At 50.6% G+C, this 15,245-nt stretch carries 18 protein-coding genes; 11 read left to right on the top strand and 7 right to left on the bottom strand.

The genetic code is table 11. The features are described 5' to 3' along the window. Nucleotides 1–28: 28 nt before the first annotated feature. Nucleotides 29–493 (bottom strand): GyrI-like domain-containing protein, encoded by a 465-nt coding sequence (locus tag PJDR2_RS27640; RefSeq protein ID WP_015847051.1) that lies wholly within the window; start codon nucleotides 491–493, stop codon nucleotides 29–31. Nucleotides 494–699: 206 nt separating this feature from the next. On the opposite strand from PJDR2_RS27640, the gene PJDR2_RS27635 reads away from it, so the two are divergent. Further along, complete coding sequence (locus PJDR2_RS27635; protein WP_015847050.1) at nucleotides 700–1,122, top strand: universal stress protein; 423 nt, start codon at nucleotides 700–702, stop codon at nucleotides 1,120–1,122. 93 nt (nucleotides 1,123–1,215) lie between these two features. Here PJDR2_RS27635 and PJDR2_RS27630 read toward each other — a convergent pair whose 3' ends face one another. Next, complete coding sequence (locus tag PJDR2_RS27630; protein ID WP_015847049.1) at nucleotides 1,216–2,010, bottom strand: Nif3-like dinuclear metal center hexameric protein; 795 nt, start codon at nucleotides 2,008–2,010, stop codon at nucleotides 1,216–1,218. A gap of 3 nt (nucleotides 2,011–2,013) precedes the next feature. Beyond that, a complete protein-coding gene (locus PJDR2_RS27625) occupies nucleotides 2,014–2,610 on the bottom strand; it encodes a YdeI/OmpD-associated family protein (protein ID WP_015847048.1) in 597 nt (198 codons plus the stop codon). 146 nt (nucleotides 2,611–2,756) lie between these two features. On the opposite strand from PJDR2_RS27625, the gene PJDR2_RS27620 reads away from it, so the two are divergent. Continuing rightward, the gene (locus PJDR2_RS27620) at nucleotides 2,757–3,197 is read left to right on the top strand and encodes a GNAT family N-acetyltransferase (protein ID WP_015847047.1); all 441 of its coding nucleotides are present in this window, start codon (nucleotides 2,757–2,759) and stop codon (nucleotides 3,195–3,197) included. Nucleotides 3,198–3,219: 22 nt separating this feature from the next. Then, a complete protein-coding gene (locus tag PJDR2_RS27615; RefSeq protein ID WP_015847046.1) occupies nucleotides 3,220–3,744 on the top strand; it encodes a hypothetical protein in 525 nt (174 codons plus the stop codon). An 89-nt stretch (nucleotides 3,745–3,833) separates the two neighbouring features. Here the strand turns inward: PJDR2_RS27615 and PJDR2_RS27610 are convergent, their stop codons facing one another. Beyond that, complete coding sequence (locus tag PJDR2_RS27610) at nucleotides 3,834–5,645, bottom strand: DUF2201 family putative metallopeptidase (protein ID WP_015847045.1); 1,812 nt, start codon at nucleotides 5,643–5,645, stop codon at nucleotides 3,834–3,836. 6 nt (nucleotides 5,646–5,651) lie between these two features. Then, a complete protein-coding gene (locus tag PJDR2_RS27605) occupies nucleotides 5,652–6,710 on the bottom strand; it encodes an AAA family ATPase (protein ID WP_015847044.1) in 1,059 nt (352 codons plus the stop codon). Nucleotides 6,711–6,831: 121 nt separating this feature from the next. Between PJDR2_RS27605 and PJDR2_RS27600 the strand changes: the two genes are divergently transcribed. Together PJDR2_RS27600 and hmpA are read left to right on the top strand one after the other, a co-directional pair. Beyond that, entirely contained in the window at nucleotides 6,832–7,242 is a 411-nt protein-coding gene (locus PJDR2_RS27600) for a hypothetical protein (RefSeq protein WP_015847043.1), read from the top strand. Between the two features lie 108 nt (nucleotides 7,243–7,350). Continuing rightward, entirely contained in the window at nucleotides 7,351–8,589 is a 1,239-nt protein-coding gene (gene hmpA, locus PJDR2_RS27595; protein WP_015847042.1) for an NO-inducible flavohemoprotein, read from the top strand. 14 nt (nucleotides 8,590–8,603) lie between these two features. Here hmpA and PJDR2_RS27590 read toward each other — a convergent pair whose 3' ends face one another. Continuing rightward, nucleotides 8,604–9,107, bottom strand: coding sequence for a Crp/Fnr family transcriptional regulator (locus PJDR2_RS27590; RefSeq protein ID WP_015847041.1), 504 nt, complete (start codon nucleotides 9,105–9,107; stop codon nucleotides 8,604–8,606). 153 nt (nucleotides 9,108–9,260) lie between these two features. Here PJDR2_RS27590 and PJDR2_RS32620 point away from each other — a divergent pair, with 153 nt between their 5' ends. Together PJDR2_RS32620 and PJDR2_RS33875 are read left to right on the top strand one after the other, a co-directional pair. Further along, nucleotides 9,261–10,400 (top strand): nucleotidyltransferase family protein, encoded by a 1,140-nt coding sequence (locus tag PJDR2_RS32620; RefSeq protein ID WP_015847040.1) that lies wholly within the window; start codon nucleotides 9,261–9,263, stop codon nucleotides 10,398–10,400. A gap of 94 nt (nucleotides 10,401–10,494) precedes the next feature. Continuing rightward, complete coding sequence (locus tag PJDR2_RS33875) at nucleotides 10,495–10,659, top strand: hypothetical protein (protein ID WP_416202252.1); 165 nt, start codon at nucleotides 10,495–10,497, stop codon at nucleotides 10,657–10,659. A gap of 66 nt (nucleotides 10,660–10,725) precedes the next feature. Here PJDR2_RS33875 and PJDR2_RS27575 read toward each other — a convergent pair whose 3' ends face one another. Further along, the gene (locus tag PJDR2_RS27575) at nucleotides 10,726–11,175 is read right to left on the bottom strand and encodes a MarR family winged helix-turn-helix transcriptional regulator (RefSeq protein WP_015847039.1); all 450 of its coding nucleotides are present in this window, start codon (nucleotides 11,173–11,175) and stop codon (nucleotides 10,726–10,728) included. 122 nt (nucleotides 11,176–11,297) lie between these two features. Here PJDR2_RS27575 and PJDR2_RS27570 point away from each other — a divergent pair, with 122 nt between their 5' ends. The 4 genes from PJDR2_RS27570 to PJDR2_RS27555 are packed head-to-tail and all read left to right on the top strand — an operon-like array spanning nucleotide 11,298 to nucleotide 14,716. Further along, nucleotides 11,298–12,656, top strand: a complete 1,359-nt coding sequence (locus PJDR2_RS27570) for a UDP-glucose dehydrogenase family protein (protein ID WP_015847038.1) — start codon at nucleotides 11,298–11,300, stop codon at nucleotides 12,654–12,656. Next, on the top strand, nucleotides 12,653–13,690 hold the full coding sequence (locus PJDR2_RS27565; RefSeq protein ID WP_015847037.1) for a GDP-mannose 4,6-dehydratase: 1,038 nt from the start codon (nucleotides 12,653–12,655) through the stop codon (nucleotides 13,688–13,690). The genes PJDR2_RS27570 and PJDR2_RS27565 overlap by 4 nt, the downstream gene beginning before the upstream one ends. Next, complete coding sequence (locus tag PJDR2_RS27560; protein WP_015847036.1) at nucleotides 13,683–14,390, top strand: glycosyltransferase family 2 protein; 708 nt, start codon at nucleotides 13,683–13,685, stop codon at nucleotides 14,388–14,390. Before PJDR2_RS27565 ends, PJDR2_RS27560 begins: the two co-directional genes overlap by 8 nt. Before the next feature lie 2 nt (nucleotides 14,391–14,392). After that, on the top strand, nucleotides 14,393–14,716 hold the full coding sequence (locus PJDR2_RS27555; protein ID WP_015847035.1) for a lipid-A-disaccharide synthase N-terminal domain-containing protein: 324 nt from the start codon (nucleotides 14,393–14,395) through the stop codon (nucleotides 14,714–14,716). Nucleotides 14,717–15,245 lie beyond the last annotated feature (529 nt).

Genomic DNA, 15,245 nt, shown 5'->3' with positions numbered 1-15,245 from the left:
AGCGTCAGATCCCGGCTTTTCACTTTGTTTAGCCGGGGATCAGAATATCAATCCGGGAATCTTGCCGGTCTAAGGAGTAGACGTCATTCCAATATTCGATATCGATAGGTCTAACGCCAAACGCGTTGTTTATATAATCATACGTATTGCCAATCTCTGGCTCCGGGCCTTCATGAACGATCTTGATATAAGTTCCTGAAGGTAAAGTATAGGTGGTCATGTCGGCAGGTATATTCTCAAAAGCACTTACTTCGAAAGCGATCACATGCTGGTAGGGGGTATCATGCGTCCATTGGCCATCCTGGTTATAAATTTGAATCAAATAAATGCCTTCATTGTTCCGGTTCGGCAGCTCATTCCTGCGGTCAGCCAGCTGCTCGCGCAATACGCCAACAATTCGCGATTGCAGAACGTTGTTAAGGCTTTCCCTAATCGAATAGCCAACCAGCTTGAGCTCTTCCCGATCAATCCTGTCGACCTGATAAGTACGCATTATTTATAACCCTCCAGACATGGTAAATATAACCATAAATAGGATAACGAATATACGTTCGCTTGTAAAGGGGTAATTTTGAATTATAACGTTTACGTTGACGTTAACATTATTGAGGAGTATGCTAATTATAGAAAGAATGTTTGAACAAGCTTGGAAGTGGGTATTAAAAGGTTAGGGATTACATTTTGAAGGAGGCATCTCTTATGTACAATCATATCCTTGTTCCCGTCGACGGTTCGCAGCAGTCCAGCAAAGCTCTTGATCACGCGATCAATTTGGTGAAGGCGATCAATGCGCCTATACGGCTGTCTGTTATCCACGTTACGGGACGCGTCGCGATGAATCAGGCTTTTGTTTATGTGGATGTGGGGGAGATGCTGGAGAAGGAAGAGAATGAAGTGCTCTCCGCAGCAGCTGCACAGCTGAGAGACTCCGGAGTAGATTACACGCTGCTTAGAGCAGACGGCGATCCGTCCATTCTCATCTGCAATACCGCGAAGGAGCGCAGCTGTGACCTGATCGTCATGGGCAGCCGCGGCGTGGGACTTGTCTCGGAAATTCTGCTTGGCAGCGTCAGCCATGGGGTATCCCAGCATGCTCACTGTCCGGTCCTGCTTGTAAAATAAATAGATGTTAAGTTAAAAAGGCTGCCCGCGGGCAGCCTTTTTTCGCATTCTGATTCCTTAACGATGCCGTGTATCGTTAAGCTTTATCCTCCACTACACGATCCGGAAAATCGGCTGAATCGGGAAAAACTCCACCGGGATTTCCGGATACCGCAGCTTCAATTCATCGCTTAACGCGCGCATGCCCGGCTCTTCGCTTTCCGCGTGGCCCAGAGTCAGCAATGCTTTTGACCGGCCCTGATACGAGGCATCCCGGATATATTCCGGCGTTTCCCATTCCGGACCTTCCCCAACGATAAGCAGATCCAGGTTAAAATCGCGCATAAACGGAATAGCGGTTGAAGCGCCTCCCCGGTAACCGACCAGAATTCCCGCACGGCTGATTGGAGTGGAAAGATCGCCCGTAATCCGGAGGAAGGGCATGCCAAGCTTTTGCTTCACATGCGCGGCAACCTCCGCGACCGTCATAGACGGAAGCTCGAGAAGGGCGGCGATCGGCAGCATTTCCGCCAAGCGTGATTCCCATTCCAACGCGGACAATAAGCCCGTCATGATAATGTCCGGCTGCTTCCGATGGCAGTAATCATGGTACCGAAAGATCGCGATTCCGCTCTCTTCAATAAGTTTCAGCTTTTGCGCGAAAACCGGATCGTTCCCGATCAGCTGTTCCTCATGCCGATGGTTGTAGGAGAGGGGCTCATGCGTAATAAGGAAATTAGCTCCCGCTGCGAGAGCTTTTTCAATCACTTGCTGGGTTGGCATGAAAGACACGGCCATTCCGGTTACTTCGGTATCGGGATGGCCGGCCATCAGAACATCCACCGTGTCAGGAATCGGGGGAACCGACGATCGTAAGGCATCTATTATAGTCTGAACCGTTATCGGCATAAATTACTTTCCTTCCTTTTTGCCGGGATAAATTTTTTCGCCTTTCTCCAGCATCTCTATAAATTGCTGAATCTTCTTCACCCGCGTCTCCTGCTTTTTGACATTGTGAATGCGGAACAAAATCGCGTACCTGTTCTGCTTGTCCAACGTCTCAAAAAACTGCCCAGCCTTCTCGTTTCGCGCCAGCTCAAGGGCGAAATCTTCCGGAATGGCAGCGTTAGACTGCGATTCGTACGCTTTGTCCCATAATCCGTTCTGCTTGGCTATTTCGATGGCCTTAAGGCCGCTTGGCTGCATTTTGCCCGCGGCGATAAGCGCTTCGGCTTTATCTTTATTAATCTGCGACCAGATGCTTTTTGGTCCTCTTGGCGAAAAACGCTGAATCCAGCTTTCATCGTCATGCTTTCTTTTATGGCTGTCGATCCAGCCGTAGCATAGAGAGATGTCCAACGCTTCATGGTAGGTGACTGAGGCGCGGGACGCATTTTTTTTCGCAATCTGCAGCCAGATGCCGGATGATTGGTCGTATTGCTCGGCAAGCCATTGCTCGAAAGCCGGCTGATCCGGGAAGTGGAGAATAGGCAGCTCTATTTTGCTCATTGTAAAAATCTCCTTTATACCGTTTCCTTCCATCATTATAGCATTGTCGCATCAACCGTATAAGTCTTGAGTTTACAAACTTTTCCTATAAAATGAGGGTACCGCCCGCATATACGGCGGAGATGACGAGAATGGGGAGCGGACCAATGAGCCAAGTTAGAGCTATTCGGGAACATGAACTGCAGGAGCTTCTGGATTTATACCGTCATTTGATTCCGAATGATCCGGAGCTTCAAGCGGCGGATGTACAAGAACTATGGAGTCAGATTCGGCAGGATCGCAACATGCATTATCTGGTTGTAGAAGTGAGCGGCCGGATAGCGGCAGCCTGCGTACTGATTATTATTCCGAATTTAACGAGAGGAGCAAGGCCGTACGGACTGATCGAAAACGTGGTTACCCATTCCGATTTCCGCAGAAAAGGTTACGGAACCAGCGTATTGCGGGAGGCGCTTGCTATCGCCTGGAAGCAGAATTGCTACAAAGTGATGCTGCTGACAAGCTCCAAAGAGGAGGGCACCCTTACTTTTTACGAAAAGGCCGGTTTTGTAAAGGGCATTAAAACGGGGTTTATCGCGAAGCCGTAACCAGAAGGTTAGGAGGGTTAAATTGAAACCCGCTAAACGATTAACGAGCATAATCGTGTATGGCTGCCTGATCATCATAATCGGGATAACCGCCGCAGCTGGTATATGGTATCAGCAAACGGAACCATTAAATACCGACGGGCTGGCCACCTTTACGCCCCCTGACGGGAAACCTCCGGAGTATGTTGTTGGTCTGGTGAACAAGGGCCTCCGGAAAATCGATATCGTTAGCGTAACGATTAACGGAACTTCCCCATCCGGTCCCGTGCAGCTTGGCGTTAGTTATGATTCCGGACAGTTTGTGCAGGTGATGCCTGAGCCTTCTCCGGAAATCGAATTTATGGGAATACACGATTCATCCATTTACCCGGCTCTTACCGGTGACGAGTTTAAGAAGGCTATTATGAAAAAAGCCCATACGCCTATTCTCTACGGAATCCGTTTTTCCGCTGACGAGGGGTCGGTTCAAAGCGTTACGGTTAAATATAAGTATCTGGGCTTTACGAAAAAACTCACGGTTACGAGATGGTTTAATAGCAACCACTAAGCTTATCCAAGGTACGTTGGATTTCATGCAGCGTAATGCAACGTTTTGGCCAGGCAACACAGTCTGCGTTGGAATTTCTGCAGTTAACGTTAATCAACCCGGAATACAGGACCTTTCGGATAAAAGGGCAGATGCTTGCCTTTCGGCAGCAGATAAGCATGATCCCGCTTAACGCGCAGCCGGTCGCATTCGCCGTCGGTGATGATCAGGATCGGACCGTGCTTCGGAAAATCCTCCGCATGCTCCAGCAGATCGATAGCCGGCTGCAGAATGGTGCCTCCGCGTCCTTTTACCTTCACTCGGTCGCCGATAAGATCCGGGGACATATAGCCGGCATCGTAGGTGGCGGCATCGCAAAAGATAATGCGGGCCATCGGCACGTCGCGGGCTGCGGAATAACTGGCAATGGCGCCAAGGCATTTGGCAAGCAGCTTTTTATCCATGGATCCCGATGTGTCCAGAATAACGCCAAACGTCCGCCCGTCCTCGGCGCTGCCCGAGTCGACCCATTGCGGCCTTGGAATATCCGGCGTAGAGGATTGGCGCCTCGAGACGCGGGAGTAGGTCCGCTTCTTCTCGAGCGGCGTGAAATAGCGGTCAAACCATCTGGCGAGTTCAACATCCCATTTGATCGGGGGCTGGCCTAAGGCGCGGATCTCTTCAACCAGACCGGACGGAAGATAACCGCGGCTCTGTTCTTCGTGATAGATCAGGCCTTGCTGCATCGCATTGCGGCAGAAATCATCGAGACGTTGTCCTTCGCGGACATCCCGGAATCCGGGCGACCCGACATCTAAAATATCGCCTAATCCGTTTCCGCGCAGCGTCGCTAGTTTGCGGTAGACCCGTATGTCGGCGACCATCCGGTCATAGATCGATTCGGCGCTCAGCCCCTTCAGCTCAGGATCCAGCATTAAACCTACGCGCGGATATTCTCCGATCTTCATCTCGACAAGCCAGAGATTAATAACATAATCGCAGGCGATATTCCATAAATAATGGTCGCGCCCCATACAGCGTTCATGATGCTGGAGTCCGGCGTGCAGAAGCTCATGCGCCATGACGAACAGCGTTTCATCATCGGTTAGTCCGGCGGAAGGGTTCATATAGATAACTTGGTCGATGACGTTAATCGCGGCAATCGAGATCTGGAGCCGCTGGCAAATCTGTACGTCTTCAATAAGCTTAAATCCGGCGGCAAGCGCCCCAAGCAGCGGATAGTGATCGATAAACCAGCGCTTGGCTCTAGCCGCCGCGGTAAGCGAAGCCGATTCCGAGGTGATCGAATCCAGGTGTCCGCCCGCCACGCTGACCGCTCTCGTCACGGCGTTGGCTAGACCTTTGGCCAAATAAGCTTCCCAATCCGGTTCCTTGCCGGAGTAATGATAGGGATAGGATTCTTTATCGTTATAATCCATATCGCTGACAGAGGGGCCGGCTGTGCCAACGAAGTTAAGCGCCGGAGGCAATCCGCGCTCCATGAAATAGGAGTATAGCTGCTGCTCATCCCGTACCGGAAGATCAAATCGCGTCTCCATGTCGGCAGGCGGAGCTCCTATTTTCAAATCTTGAAGAAAACGCGCCACATAGACATCGCAGGCTGCATTCCAGTAATGCTGTTTTTCGTGTTTGACCTTGAAATGCCCCAGCCCAAGATGCAAAAGACAATGGGCGAGCACATAGATCCACTCCGAGGTTTCTCCGCGTCTTTTGGGATGAAGGTAGATCGTTCCATGGAGAGTAACTCTAGCCCAACCTGTCTCCGGGTAAGGGGAGCTTTCTTGACGGATAATGCGGACGCGGGAAGAGAGCGGCGAGAAAATCGGATGATCGGATATGAAATGAATAGCCTCGTTTACATGTTTAGTGGCCGGATCCGCTATTTTAGTTTTTTTGGGCATCGGCAATCACCGGTCTTTCACGGCAAGTCTAGGCAAGTCGCGAACGATCTCAACCATCAGCCAATCCGGAATATTGTCCTCCTGCTCATGCTTTGCTACGACCATTTGGGCAATTTCAAACGAGATCATGCTCAAATCCTTGATCAGCTTCTTGGCATTATGCGCAAATTGACGATGAGGCTCTCGAATTTGTTCCTTAAGAGCCGGCAGCTCTTTGACGATCTGGGAGCGGAATGCCTGGGCGAGGAAATAGAGAACATCGCGGTCCTCCGGATCAGCAGGGAACCCTACTTTTCCTTCTATAATCTGATTGAGCTGATATTTGCTGCTCCGGTTTTTGTAAAAGGCTTTAAACTGGACGGCGTGCGCGGGAGTAAGCGCTCCGTTTGCCAGAATGCCGACAAGCTCCGGCGTAATGGCATCTCCGAATTCATGCAGCGCATCCGAGAGCATATGCCAGGAGCGTGGCGTCGAGAAGGTCTCTTCGCTCTTGGGCGGAGCGCTCCATAGATGATCGGGTCTAGTCTCCAAGTACTCGATCACGGTTGGATGCAGGGATGCTTCATAAGCCCAGCCGATCCAATCTTTGAACGAGACATTTAACTGAATATGGAACATCCGGTTAATCAGGGCGGAGCTCATCGGTTTGACGATTGCGCTGTCCTGGGCGCGGTTGCCGGCACCGATGACGATCGAGCCTGCGGGCAGGCGGTAGTCTCCAATCCGGCGCTCGTGGATCAGACTGTAGAAGGCTTTTTGTACTTCCTGCGAGCAAGCGTTAAGTTCATCGAGGAACAAGCAATAGGGTTCATCGCGGGCAATCATGGCCGGAGGACAGAATTGGCTTTTGCCGTCTCTGATTTGAGGAACGCCGATAATATCTTCAGGTGCAAGCTGGGAACCAAGAAGGGATACGCAAGGGAGGCCAACTTGCTTTGCGAATTTTTCGACAAGCGAGGATTTTCCGATACCGGGTGCTCCCCAGATAAAGACAGGGCGGATAACGGAGACATTAAGCAAAACATCCATCAACTGCGTTGCAGTTACGGGTGAGGCAATATTCATAGACAACTCCTTGCAGCGTTTATTTTCTAAACCGATTATAGCAAAGAGGGGTTGTACCCATAAGAGAAGATACAGTTATACTTGTATGTTATTTAATGCCAATAGGGAGGTTAATTAGAAGTTGAGAGGAATCATTGTTTTATTTGCCGTATCATTCATGCTGTTAAGCGGCTGCTCGAACGGGGGAGCGGGAGATTCTTCGTTAATGGATGAGATTAAGCGCAGCATGGACAAAGCTAAGGTGAAGGCTGACGAGATCGTTCATGTGGAAGTCGTGAAGGACGGGTTTCAAGTTTTTTATCGCGATGGCGAGGGGCTTAACACGGGATTCGCGGAAAATGACGCTGTCGCAAAATGGACGCCACTTTCACAGGAATCAAACAACCTAAACCCTGAAACCGGCCTATCCTGGAGTGCAATCAATAAAGAAAACCTTCATTTGTACTTTTTCTATGGTGCTATCACGAATTCGGATATTGCCCGGGTGATCACGAAGAAACCGGACGGACCGCTTGAGAAATATCCTGAGTGATTAATTTCACATATCGTTCTGATTTGGTGTGATTGGAATCACATCGGCGGGAGGCCACTCTTCCGTATACTTAGATCATAACAAGTCGAAGAAAGCGGGGAGAGCATTATGCTGAATGAAAAAACGATAGCCATTATTAAATCGACTGTACCGGTGCTTGAGGTTCACGGGACGGCCATTACAAAAAGGTTCTATCAATTATTGTTTACCAGTCATCCCGAGCTTATGAATGTATTTAACCATGCCAACCAAAGACAGGGCAAACAGCAGACCGCGCTTGCGAATACCGTTTATGCCGCTGCCCTGTATATCGATAAACTTGAAACCATCCTGCCGGCTGTGAAGCAGATCGCTCACAAACATCGCAGCCTTGGCATTACGGCAGACCAATATCCGATTGTCGGCCAAAATCTGCTGCAGGCTATTAAAGAGGTGCTTGGCGATGCCGCAACCGAAGAGATTCTGAATGCATGGGCCGAGGCATACGGCGTTATCGCGAATGTATTTATCAGCGTCGAAGCGGAGATGTACAAGGAAGCCGAAGAGCAGCAGGGAGGCTGGGCGGGTTACCGCGCATTCCGCATCCAGCGCAAGGTTCAGGAGAGCAATGTCATTACCTCCTTCTACCTGGTGCCGGAGGATGGCGGAGCGATTGCAACGTTTGAACCGGGGCAATACGTGAGCGTGAAGATGAGCATTCCGAATCAGAAGAACACTCATATCCGCCAATACAGTCTGTCGGATGCGCCTGGCAAGCCGTACTACCGGATCTCGGTCAAAAGAGAGGATTCGCAGCAAGACAAGGATGCCGGCGTTGTCTCGGTTTACCTGCATGAGCAGGTGAAGGAAGGCGATGTGCTCTGGCTGTCCGCACCGGCCGGAGATTTCACGCTTGATCTGAAGGATACGCGCCCAGTGGTGCTGATCAGCGGCGGAGTTGGCTTGACGCCGATGGTCAGCATGCTGAATACGCTTGTAGATGCAAACACAGACCGTCCAATTACATTTATTCATGCGGCTCAAAACGGGCGGTTCCATGCCCTTAAGCAGCAGGTAGAAGAGAAGGTCGATCAGGCAGCGCAAGCAAAAGCATACTGGTGCTATGCGCAGCCAACAGAGCAGGATACAGGATCGTACCACAAAGAAGGTTATGTGGATCTTCCATGGCTGCAGGAGATTATTCCGTCCAAGGATGCCGCGTTCTACTTCTGCGGACCAACGCCGTTTATGGCTCATATCAACCGCCAGCTTCTCGAATGGGGAGTTCCTGCGGAAGATATTCATTACGAATTCTTTGGACCAAAAGGCAGCCTGGACGAGGCGGAAAAAGAAGCGGTAGCCAAGTAATCGGCTGCTTTCAATCAGCTTTCCTTCTTGGCCCGCAGCAGCCGGTTGATCGTCTCCCGGCGCAGACCGATAAATTGCCCGATCTCGTCCTGGGTCAGGACATCGGTCAGCTTCTCCGGTGAGATGTATTGATCGAACCAAGCTTCAAGCTTCCGCAGCTTGTCCGCCGGCGCAATCGCGGTCAACTGATCGATCCGCTGCTGCATCATGCGAAGCTTGTCCTGCAGCTGCAGCCCGATTGAACGATACCGGTCGGGATGCAGCTCAAGCTCCTCATACCAGGCGGCGGCGGGAAGAATATCCACTTCGCATGTGACGATTGCGATAGACGTACCGAAGTAAGGGTTCGGACTTATGAGAGAATGATGCGGGATGATTTCGTCCGGCACGATAATATTGACCAGAATCTGCGAGCCGTCAGGGTGAACGCGCACAATTTTGAGCAGTCCGCTGCGCAGATGAAAGAGCGGTCCCGACTGGCCCTGCAGAAATAAAGTTTCGCCTTTATGCAAAATCATAAGCGGTGAAGCCTCCATATGAACAAGCGAAGCCTGAAGCCGGGCTTCGCTTTTTTTTGTTTTCATTATACGACAGTTTGGATTTACATGTTGCATTGCCTTCCAGTTATTGTATTCTAGTAGGAGAACTTGCGTTCGATAGGAGGGACGGCTTTGCGGCAGTTGGAGAATGAACAGGACGTTAAAGCTCTCGTGCTTGAAGACGAGTGGATGATGAAGGTGCTGCATACGGCGGGATCAATGAACCTGCCGGACTGGTGGGTATGCGCGGGTTTCGTAAGGTCGAAGGTGTGGGATTATCTGCATGGTTATCCGGAGCGGTTCGCGTTGCCGGATGTGGATCTGATTTATTATGATCCTTCCCAAACGGATGAAGCGGCAGAGAAAGCGCTCGAACAAAAGCTAAGAGACGTCATGCCGGATGTGCCTTGGTCGGTGAAAAACGAAGCGAGAATGCATCTGGTGAACGAAATTGAGCCGTACGCATCCGCCGTTGATGCCATGTCCAAGTTTCCGGAGACGGTTACCGCCTTAGGCCTGACCTTGGATGAGCAGAACGGCGTAGTGCTGTCGGCACCTCACGGAATTCAGGATTTGCTGGACTTCCTAGTCCGGCCTACACCGCATTTTAAGCAGTCGCCGGCTCTTATGCCGATTTACGAGAAGCGTCTTCTTCAGAAAAACTGGAAAAGCAGATGGAATAAGGTTGATGCTGCGCTTACTCAGGTTTACATGGTTCGGCATGCGCATTCCGTTTATAGGGCAGACGACGAGCTGTACCGGCCGTTGTCTTCTCAAGGAGAGGAAGCGGCGAGAAGAGTCGCCGATCTTCTGGCGGACGAGCGCATTTCGGCGGTCATCACCAGTCCGTACAAGCGGGCGCTTCAAACGGTTGAGCCGTTAGCGGCACGACAGGGTCTTGTTATCCAATTGGAGGAAGGCTTCCGGGAGCGGTTATTAGCGGACCGGCCGCAGGATGAATTTGATTATGCCATCCGGAAGGTATGGGAAGAGGAAGCCTTCTCCTGGCCGGGAGGGGAATCCAATCTTGTCGCTCAGCATAGAGGAATACAGGCTCTACAGAGCGTGCTCCGGCGTTTTCAGGGAGATACAATCGCTATCGGGACGCATGGCAACCTTATGGCATTAATGATTAAGGCCTTTAAGCCGGAATACGGTTTTGCATTCTGGCAGCGGCTGAGCATGCCGGATATATATAAGCTTAGCTTTAATGGCCTTGCGCTCACGCATATCGAACGGATTTGGACAGACTCCGAGAAAGAGGTCCAGTAACACTGAGTAATCTGCTGCAGGTCAGGGTGACCGGAATTCTGCTGGAAGAAGGCCGCCTTTTATTAGTAAAACAGAAAGTATCGGACAGCTTCGTATGCCAACCAATGAATTCGATCATAATCCGATTCACGATCTTGCGTTTATTCCGGTCTCGGAGCTCACGGAGTACGGATTCTCCGCACTTTTTCGGCAGCTAGCGCAGGATGGCTTTCCGGATGCCGGGAGCTACAAAGGGCTGAAGAATAATATCGGATTGTAAATCAAAGTCATACTCTATGAAAAATCTTAATAATATGTAAGTAAGAGAGGGATAGCCCTCTCTTTTTCATTCTTTTTCGTTAAAGTAGTTGTAAGCTTTCGTTAATAATTCGGAGAGCATTAATGTCTGCTCCTCGCCCAGGTGCTCGACCAGGCCGCTGAGATGCTGGTTCAACTGTTCGTCCGCTTCCTTCGCAATCTGCTCTCCTTTAGGAGTAAGCTCAATTCCCACGGAACGCCTGTCATCCGGATCTACGGTACGTTCAACAAGCCCGTCGGCTATCAGTTTCTTAAGAAGCTGTGTGACGGTTGGGGTAGTGACAAGCAGCTTGTTGCTGATTTCGGATACTCTGATTTTAGGATTATCGACATCGGTATTCATCATGATGCAGAACAAAATGCGAAGCTCGCTCTTATTAAGACCGTTAACCGACCTCTGTCTCCACTCGGCTTTCGCAAAACGGGTAAACGATTCCCTCAAACGTTGGATGGTCTCCTGATGGTTGTCTTTGTTCATACCTACTCCCAATTCCTAAGTTGTTAATTGTTTATACTTGAAATATATCACACTTCTCATTATTATGATTATAGTTAAGTTGGTAAACTAATTATTTAACGCCAAAATAATGGGGTGGAACGATGGTTAACGTAGGAGTAATGGGTACGGGTTACGTTGGGCTTGTCCATGGTGCTGTACTATCCAGTTACGGTTTCCGGGTTACCTGCATGGACGTAGACGAAAAGAAAATCGAGCGTCTGAACCAGGGCATTTCTCCAATCTACGAGCCGGGGCTCGAAGAGCTGCTCCAAAACGGCCTTCGCGCCGGTAATCTCGTCTTTACGGCAAGCGCGCAGCAAGTCATTCAGACAAGCGACGTTCTGTTTATCGCAGTGGGAACGCCTGCCAAGGCAGACGGCAGCGCGGATCTTACGCATGTCTGGGATGTGGTGCAGCAGATCGGCAAACATATTAACGGTTATAAAGTGATTGTCAGCAAATCAACGATGCCGGTTGGAACAAGCAGAAGCATTGCCATGTATCTTGAGGGTATGCTGAGAGGCACCCCGTACCGGGCTCACGTCGCTTCTAATCCGGAATTCCTGAGACAAGGCAAGGCTGTCAGCGATTCGTTGTCTCCATCCCGGGTTGTGATCGGCACGGAGAGCGACGAGGCGGTGCAAACGCTGAAGAAGGTTTACGCTACTCATCTTGAGCAGGATGTCCCGTTTCTATTCACGAACTGGGAAACTGCCGAGATGATCAAATACGCTTCGAATTCGTTCCTGGCGGTCAAAATTTCGTTTATTAACGAATTGGCGCTGTTATCCGAAAAGGTAGGCGCAAAAATTCAGGATATTGCGACGGGCATGGGCATGGACGACAGGATTTCGCCGCATTTCCTGCAGGCAGGCCCCGGTTACGGAGGCAGCTGCTTCCCGAAAGATACGCAGGCAATCGTGGATGTCGGCAGGAAGAACGGCGAGGAGCTGTACGTCGTGCGTGCGGCTATAGCAGCCAATGAAAAGCAGAAGGCGAAGATGGTGAGCAAGATCGAAGAGGCGTTATCCTTTGACGGCACCTTGAAAGGAAGAACCGTTGCGGTGTGGGGGCTTACCTTCAAGCCGGATACGGATGACATCCGTTATACCCCGAGCTACGAGATTATTCAAGGACTGCTCGGCAGAGGAGCTTCCGTAAAGGTCTATTGCCCGCAAGGGATGAAGCAGGCGAAGCTTTATTGGAGCGACTTGAACAGCCGAATCCAATATTGCGACAGCGAGACGGAATGCTCGCAGCAGGCGGACGCGATTGTGCTGATGACCGAATGGGAGCAGTTCCGTGCTGCCAATTGGGAGAAAATCGCCCGCGGCATGCGAGGGAACGCGTTTTTTGATATGCGGAATATGTTTGCGGGGGACGCTTCCGTCCTTCAATGGTTCAAATACTACCCGGTGGGCGCAAGCGAGCACGGGTATCCATTGCGGGAGGCACAATGAAGACGTATTGCGTAACCGGGGGAGCGGGTTTTATCGGCTCCCATCTTTGCGAGCAACTGCTGGCTCAAGGCCATCGTGTCGTCAATATCGATAATTTCAACGACGTCTACGACTATAAAACCAAAATCAGGAATATCCTGAATAGTACAAGGTCGGAATTTTCTTTTCCCTGTTCAGGGGATAAGGATGGCGATTTGGCTAAGCTTCAGGCAGTTGTCGAATCGGATGATTACCGGCTGGTTGTGGCGGATATCCGCAGCATGGACGAGCTTGAAGCCGTATTTGCCAGCGAGAGGATCGACGCAGTTATCCACCTGGCGGCAATGGCCGGGGTTCGGCCGTCGATTGAGGATCCGCTTCTGTACGAGGATGTGAACGTGAAGGGAACTCTTCATATCCTGGAGGTGATGCGTAAGCATGGCGTGCGCAAATGGCTTTGCGCCTCTTCTTCGTCCGTGTACGGGAATAACAGGAAGGTGCCTTTTTCCGAGGAAGATGTCGTGGATTACAGTATTTCGCCTTATGCGGCGACCAAGAAAGCCTGCGAGGTGCTTGGACATACGTACCATCATCTTCATCATATCGATACGATTATGCTGCGCTTTTTCACGGTTTACGGAGAGCGGCAGCGGCCTGATCTTGCGATCCACAAATTCGCGGGGATGCTGGACAAGGACGAAGAGCTGACGATGTACGGCGATGGCTCCTCGAGGCGGGACTACACGTATATCGGCGATATTATCGCGGGCATTCTTGGCGCCTTGTCGTATGTGGAACGGATGGAAAACCTCTATGAGGTTGTGAATCTGGGCACGAACCGAACCATCACGCTCCGGGATTTGATTACAAGCTTGGAACAGGAGTTCGGCAAAAGAGCCCTTATTCGTACATTGCCCAACCAGCCGGGAGATGTGGAGCAGACCTATGCCGACGTATCCAAGGCGAATCAGCTGTTCGGCTACCACCCGCAGACCGATTTTGCTGAAGGAATACACAAGTTTGTTACATGGTACAGGGGGAATAGACATGGTTAAGTTATCGGTCGTTGCGCCAATCTATAACGAAGAAGAAAACATTAAGCTGCTGCACGAGGCGATTACGAATGCGGTTAAAGATAAAGTAGAGAGCTACGAAATCGTCCTCGTCAATGACGGAAGCAAGGATCGCAGCGCTATGCTGCTAGATGAGCTGGCGGAGCAGGATTCCCGCGTGAGAGTGATTCATTTCGAGAAAAACTGCGGTCAGACCGCGGCGATCTACGCCGGCTTGAAGGGCTCGGCAGGCGAGCTGGTCGCGCTGATTGACGCGGACCTGCAGACGGATCCGAGGGATATTTTCAAGCTGATGCCTTATATTCCGAACATGGATTTCGTGAACGGCAAGCGTGTGCGGCGCAGAGACACCGTCGTGAAGAAGGTATCCTCCAGGGTTGGCAACGGTGTCCGCAACTGGTTGACCGGCGACCAAATCTACGATACCGGCTGCCCGATGAAGCTGATGAAGCGCGAGGTGGCGGACAGCTATTATTTGTACGAGGGACAGCATCGTTTTCTCCCGACTCTGGCGAAGATCAACGGCTTTAAGGTTGTCGAGGTAGCCGTATCCCATCAGGAAAGACAGCATGGCGTTTCCAAATACGGCGTATTTAACAGAGCCTTCGTGGGGCTTATGGATGCAATCGTCATTGGCTGGCTCCGCAAACGGGTCATTCGCTATCAGATCAAAGGCCATTAATCATGTGGTGGCATTCGATTATAGGCAATGTGTCGGCCGGCAACATGGGATGGATTATCTTTGGCTTTATAGGGCAGATCATGTTTACGATGCGGTTCATTACCCAATGGCTGGCGAGCGAAAAAGCGAAAAAAACCGTCATTCCGCTATCCTTCTGGGTCTACAGCATCCTGGGCAGCGCGGTCTTATCTATTTATGCGATATACCGCAAGGATCCTGTCTTTCTGCTGGGCCAATTGCCCAGCGTTTTTATCTATTTCCGCAACATTATGCTAACCCGCAAGTCGGAGGTACAAACGTCAAACAGTAATTCCGTGGATATGTAAGGCCAAAAGCACTGAAGGCCCTTTGGGGTCCTTAAGTGCTTTTTTTGTTGGTGGCACGGAGCGGTTTAAGGTCCCTTAGAGACCTTACCGGTTGTAGGAAAGCGGGGAAGGCCAGGAAAATGGAAGCGTGTGAGGTTTTTAAGGTCCTTGAGGGACCTTAAGCGCCAGAAAGTAGCTAGTACGGAGCGGTTTAAGATCCCTTAGGGACCTTAACAACTACGGAGCAAGGTACATCAATTACATGGCAGTATTATAGGAGGTACATCCGGGTTGCCGGCAAGGACAATAAAGCGGGAGCATAGGACCAGGAATCCACGTTTATGATGGGACAAGCCCAAGATATCTTGGCATAAATCGCTAAATATTGGCATTTTCTTCCTATTGCTTGCGGCAGTATACTAATCGGTGCATGGCGATGAAAGCGTTGCCAGTAATCGTTGATTGAGGAAGGAGGGCTGAAGGAGACAAATCATGCGATTGGCTAGAGCTCAAGTACAGCCATGAACAAATATTGCGAACTAGGGAGGAA

Origin of the sequence: Paenibacillus sp. JDR-2, assembly GCF_000023585.1 — a bacterium.
Taxonomy (GTDB): domain Bacteria; phylum Bacillota; class Bacilli; order Paenibacillales; family Paenibacillaceae; genus Pristimantibacillus.
Note: the sequence above shows the minus strand (reverse complement) of the source record. Positions and strands in the feature narration are given on the sequence as shown.

Bases quoted from the DNA above. Each gene is read 5' to 3' on its own strand.
- PJDR2_RS27640 (WP_015847051.1), bottom strand. From the start codon at position 493: ATGCGTACTTATCAGGTCGACAGGATTGATCGGGAAGAGCTCAAGCTG.
- PJDR2_RS27635 (WP_015847050.1), top strand. From the start codon at position 700: ATGTACAATCATATCCTTGTTCCCGTCGACGGTTCGCAGCAGTCCAGC.
- PJDR2_RS27630 (WP_015847049.1), bottom strand. From the start codon at position 2,010: ATGCCGATAACGGTTCAGACTATAATAGATGCCTTACGATCGTCGGTT.
- PJDR2_RS27625 (WP_015847048.1), bottom strand. From the start codon at position 2,610: ATGAGCAAAATAGAGCTGCCTATTCTCCACTTCCCGGATCAGCCGGCT.
- PJDR2_RS27620 (WP_015847047.1), top strand. From the start codon at position 2,757: ATGAGCCAAGTTAGAGCTATTCGGGAACATGAACTGCAGGAGCTTCTG.
- PJDR2_RS27610 (WP_015847045.1), bottom strand. From the start codon at position 5,645: ATGCCCAAAAAAACTAAAATAGCGGATCCGGCCACTAAACATGTAAAC.
- PJDR2_RS27605 (WP_015847044.1), bottom strand. From the start codon at position 6,710: ATGAATATTGCCTCACCCGTAACTGCAACGCAGTTGATGGATGTTTTG.
- hmpA (WP_015847042.1), top strand. From the start codon at position 7,351: ATGCTGAATGAAAAAACGATAGCCATTATTAAATCGACTGTACCGGTG.
- PJDR2_RS27590 (WP_015847041.1), bottom strand. From the start codon at position 9,107: ATGATTTTGCATAAAGGCGAAACTTTATTTCTGCAGGGCCAGTCGGGA.
- PJDR2_RS33875 (WP_416202252.1), top strand. From the start codon at position 10,495: ATGCCAACCAATGAATTCGATCATAATCCGATTCACGATCTTGCGTTT.
- PJDR2_RS27575 (WP_015847039.1), bottom strand. From the start codon at position 11,175: ATGAACAAAGACAACCATCAGGAGACCATCCAACGTTTGAGGGAATCG.
- PJDR2_RS27570 (WP_015847038.1), top strand. From the start codon at position 11,298: ATGGTTAACGTAGGAGTAATGGGTACGGGTTACGTTGGGCTTGTCCAT.
- PJDR2_RS27565 (WP_015847037.1), top strand. From the start codon at position 12,653: ATGAAGACGTATTGCGTAACCGGGGGAGCGGGTTTTATCGGCTCCCAT.
- PJDR2_RS27560 (WP_015847036.1), top strand. From the start codon at position 13,683: ATGGTTAAGTTATCGGTCGTTGCGCCAATCTATAACGAAGAAGAAAAC.
- PJDR2_RS27555 (WP_015847035.1), top strand. From the start codon at position 14,393: ATGTGGTGGCATTCGATTATAGGCAATGTGTCGGCCGGCAACATGGGA.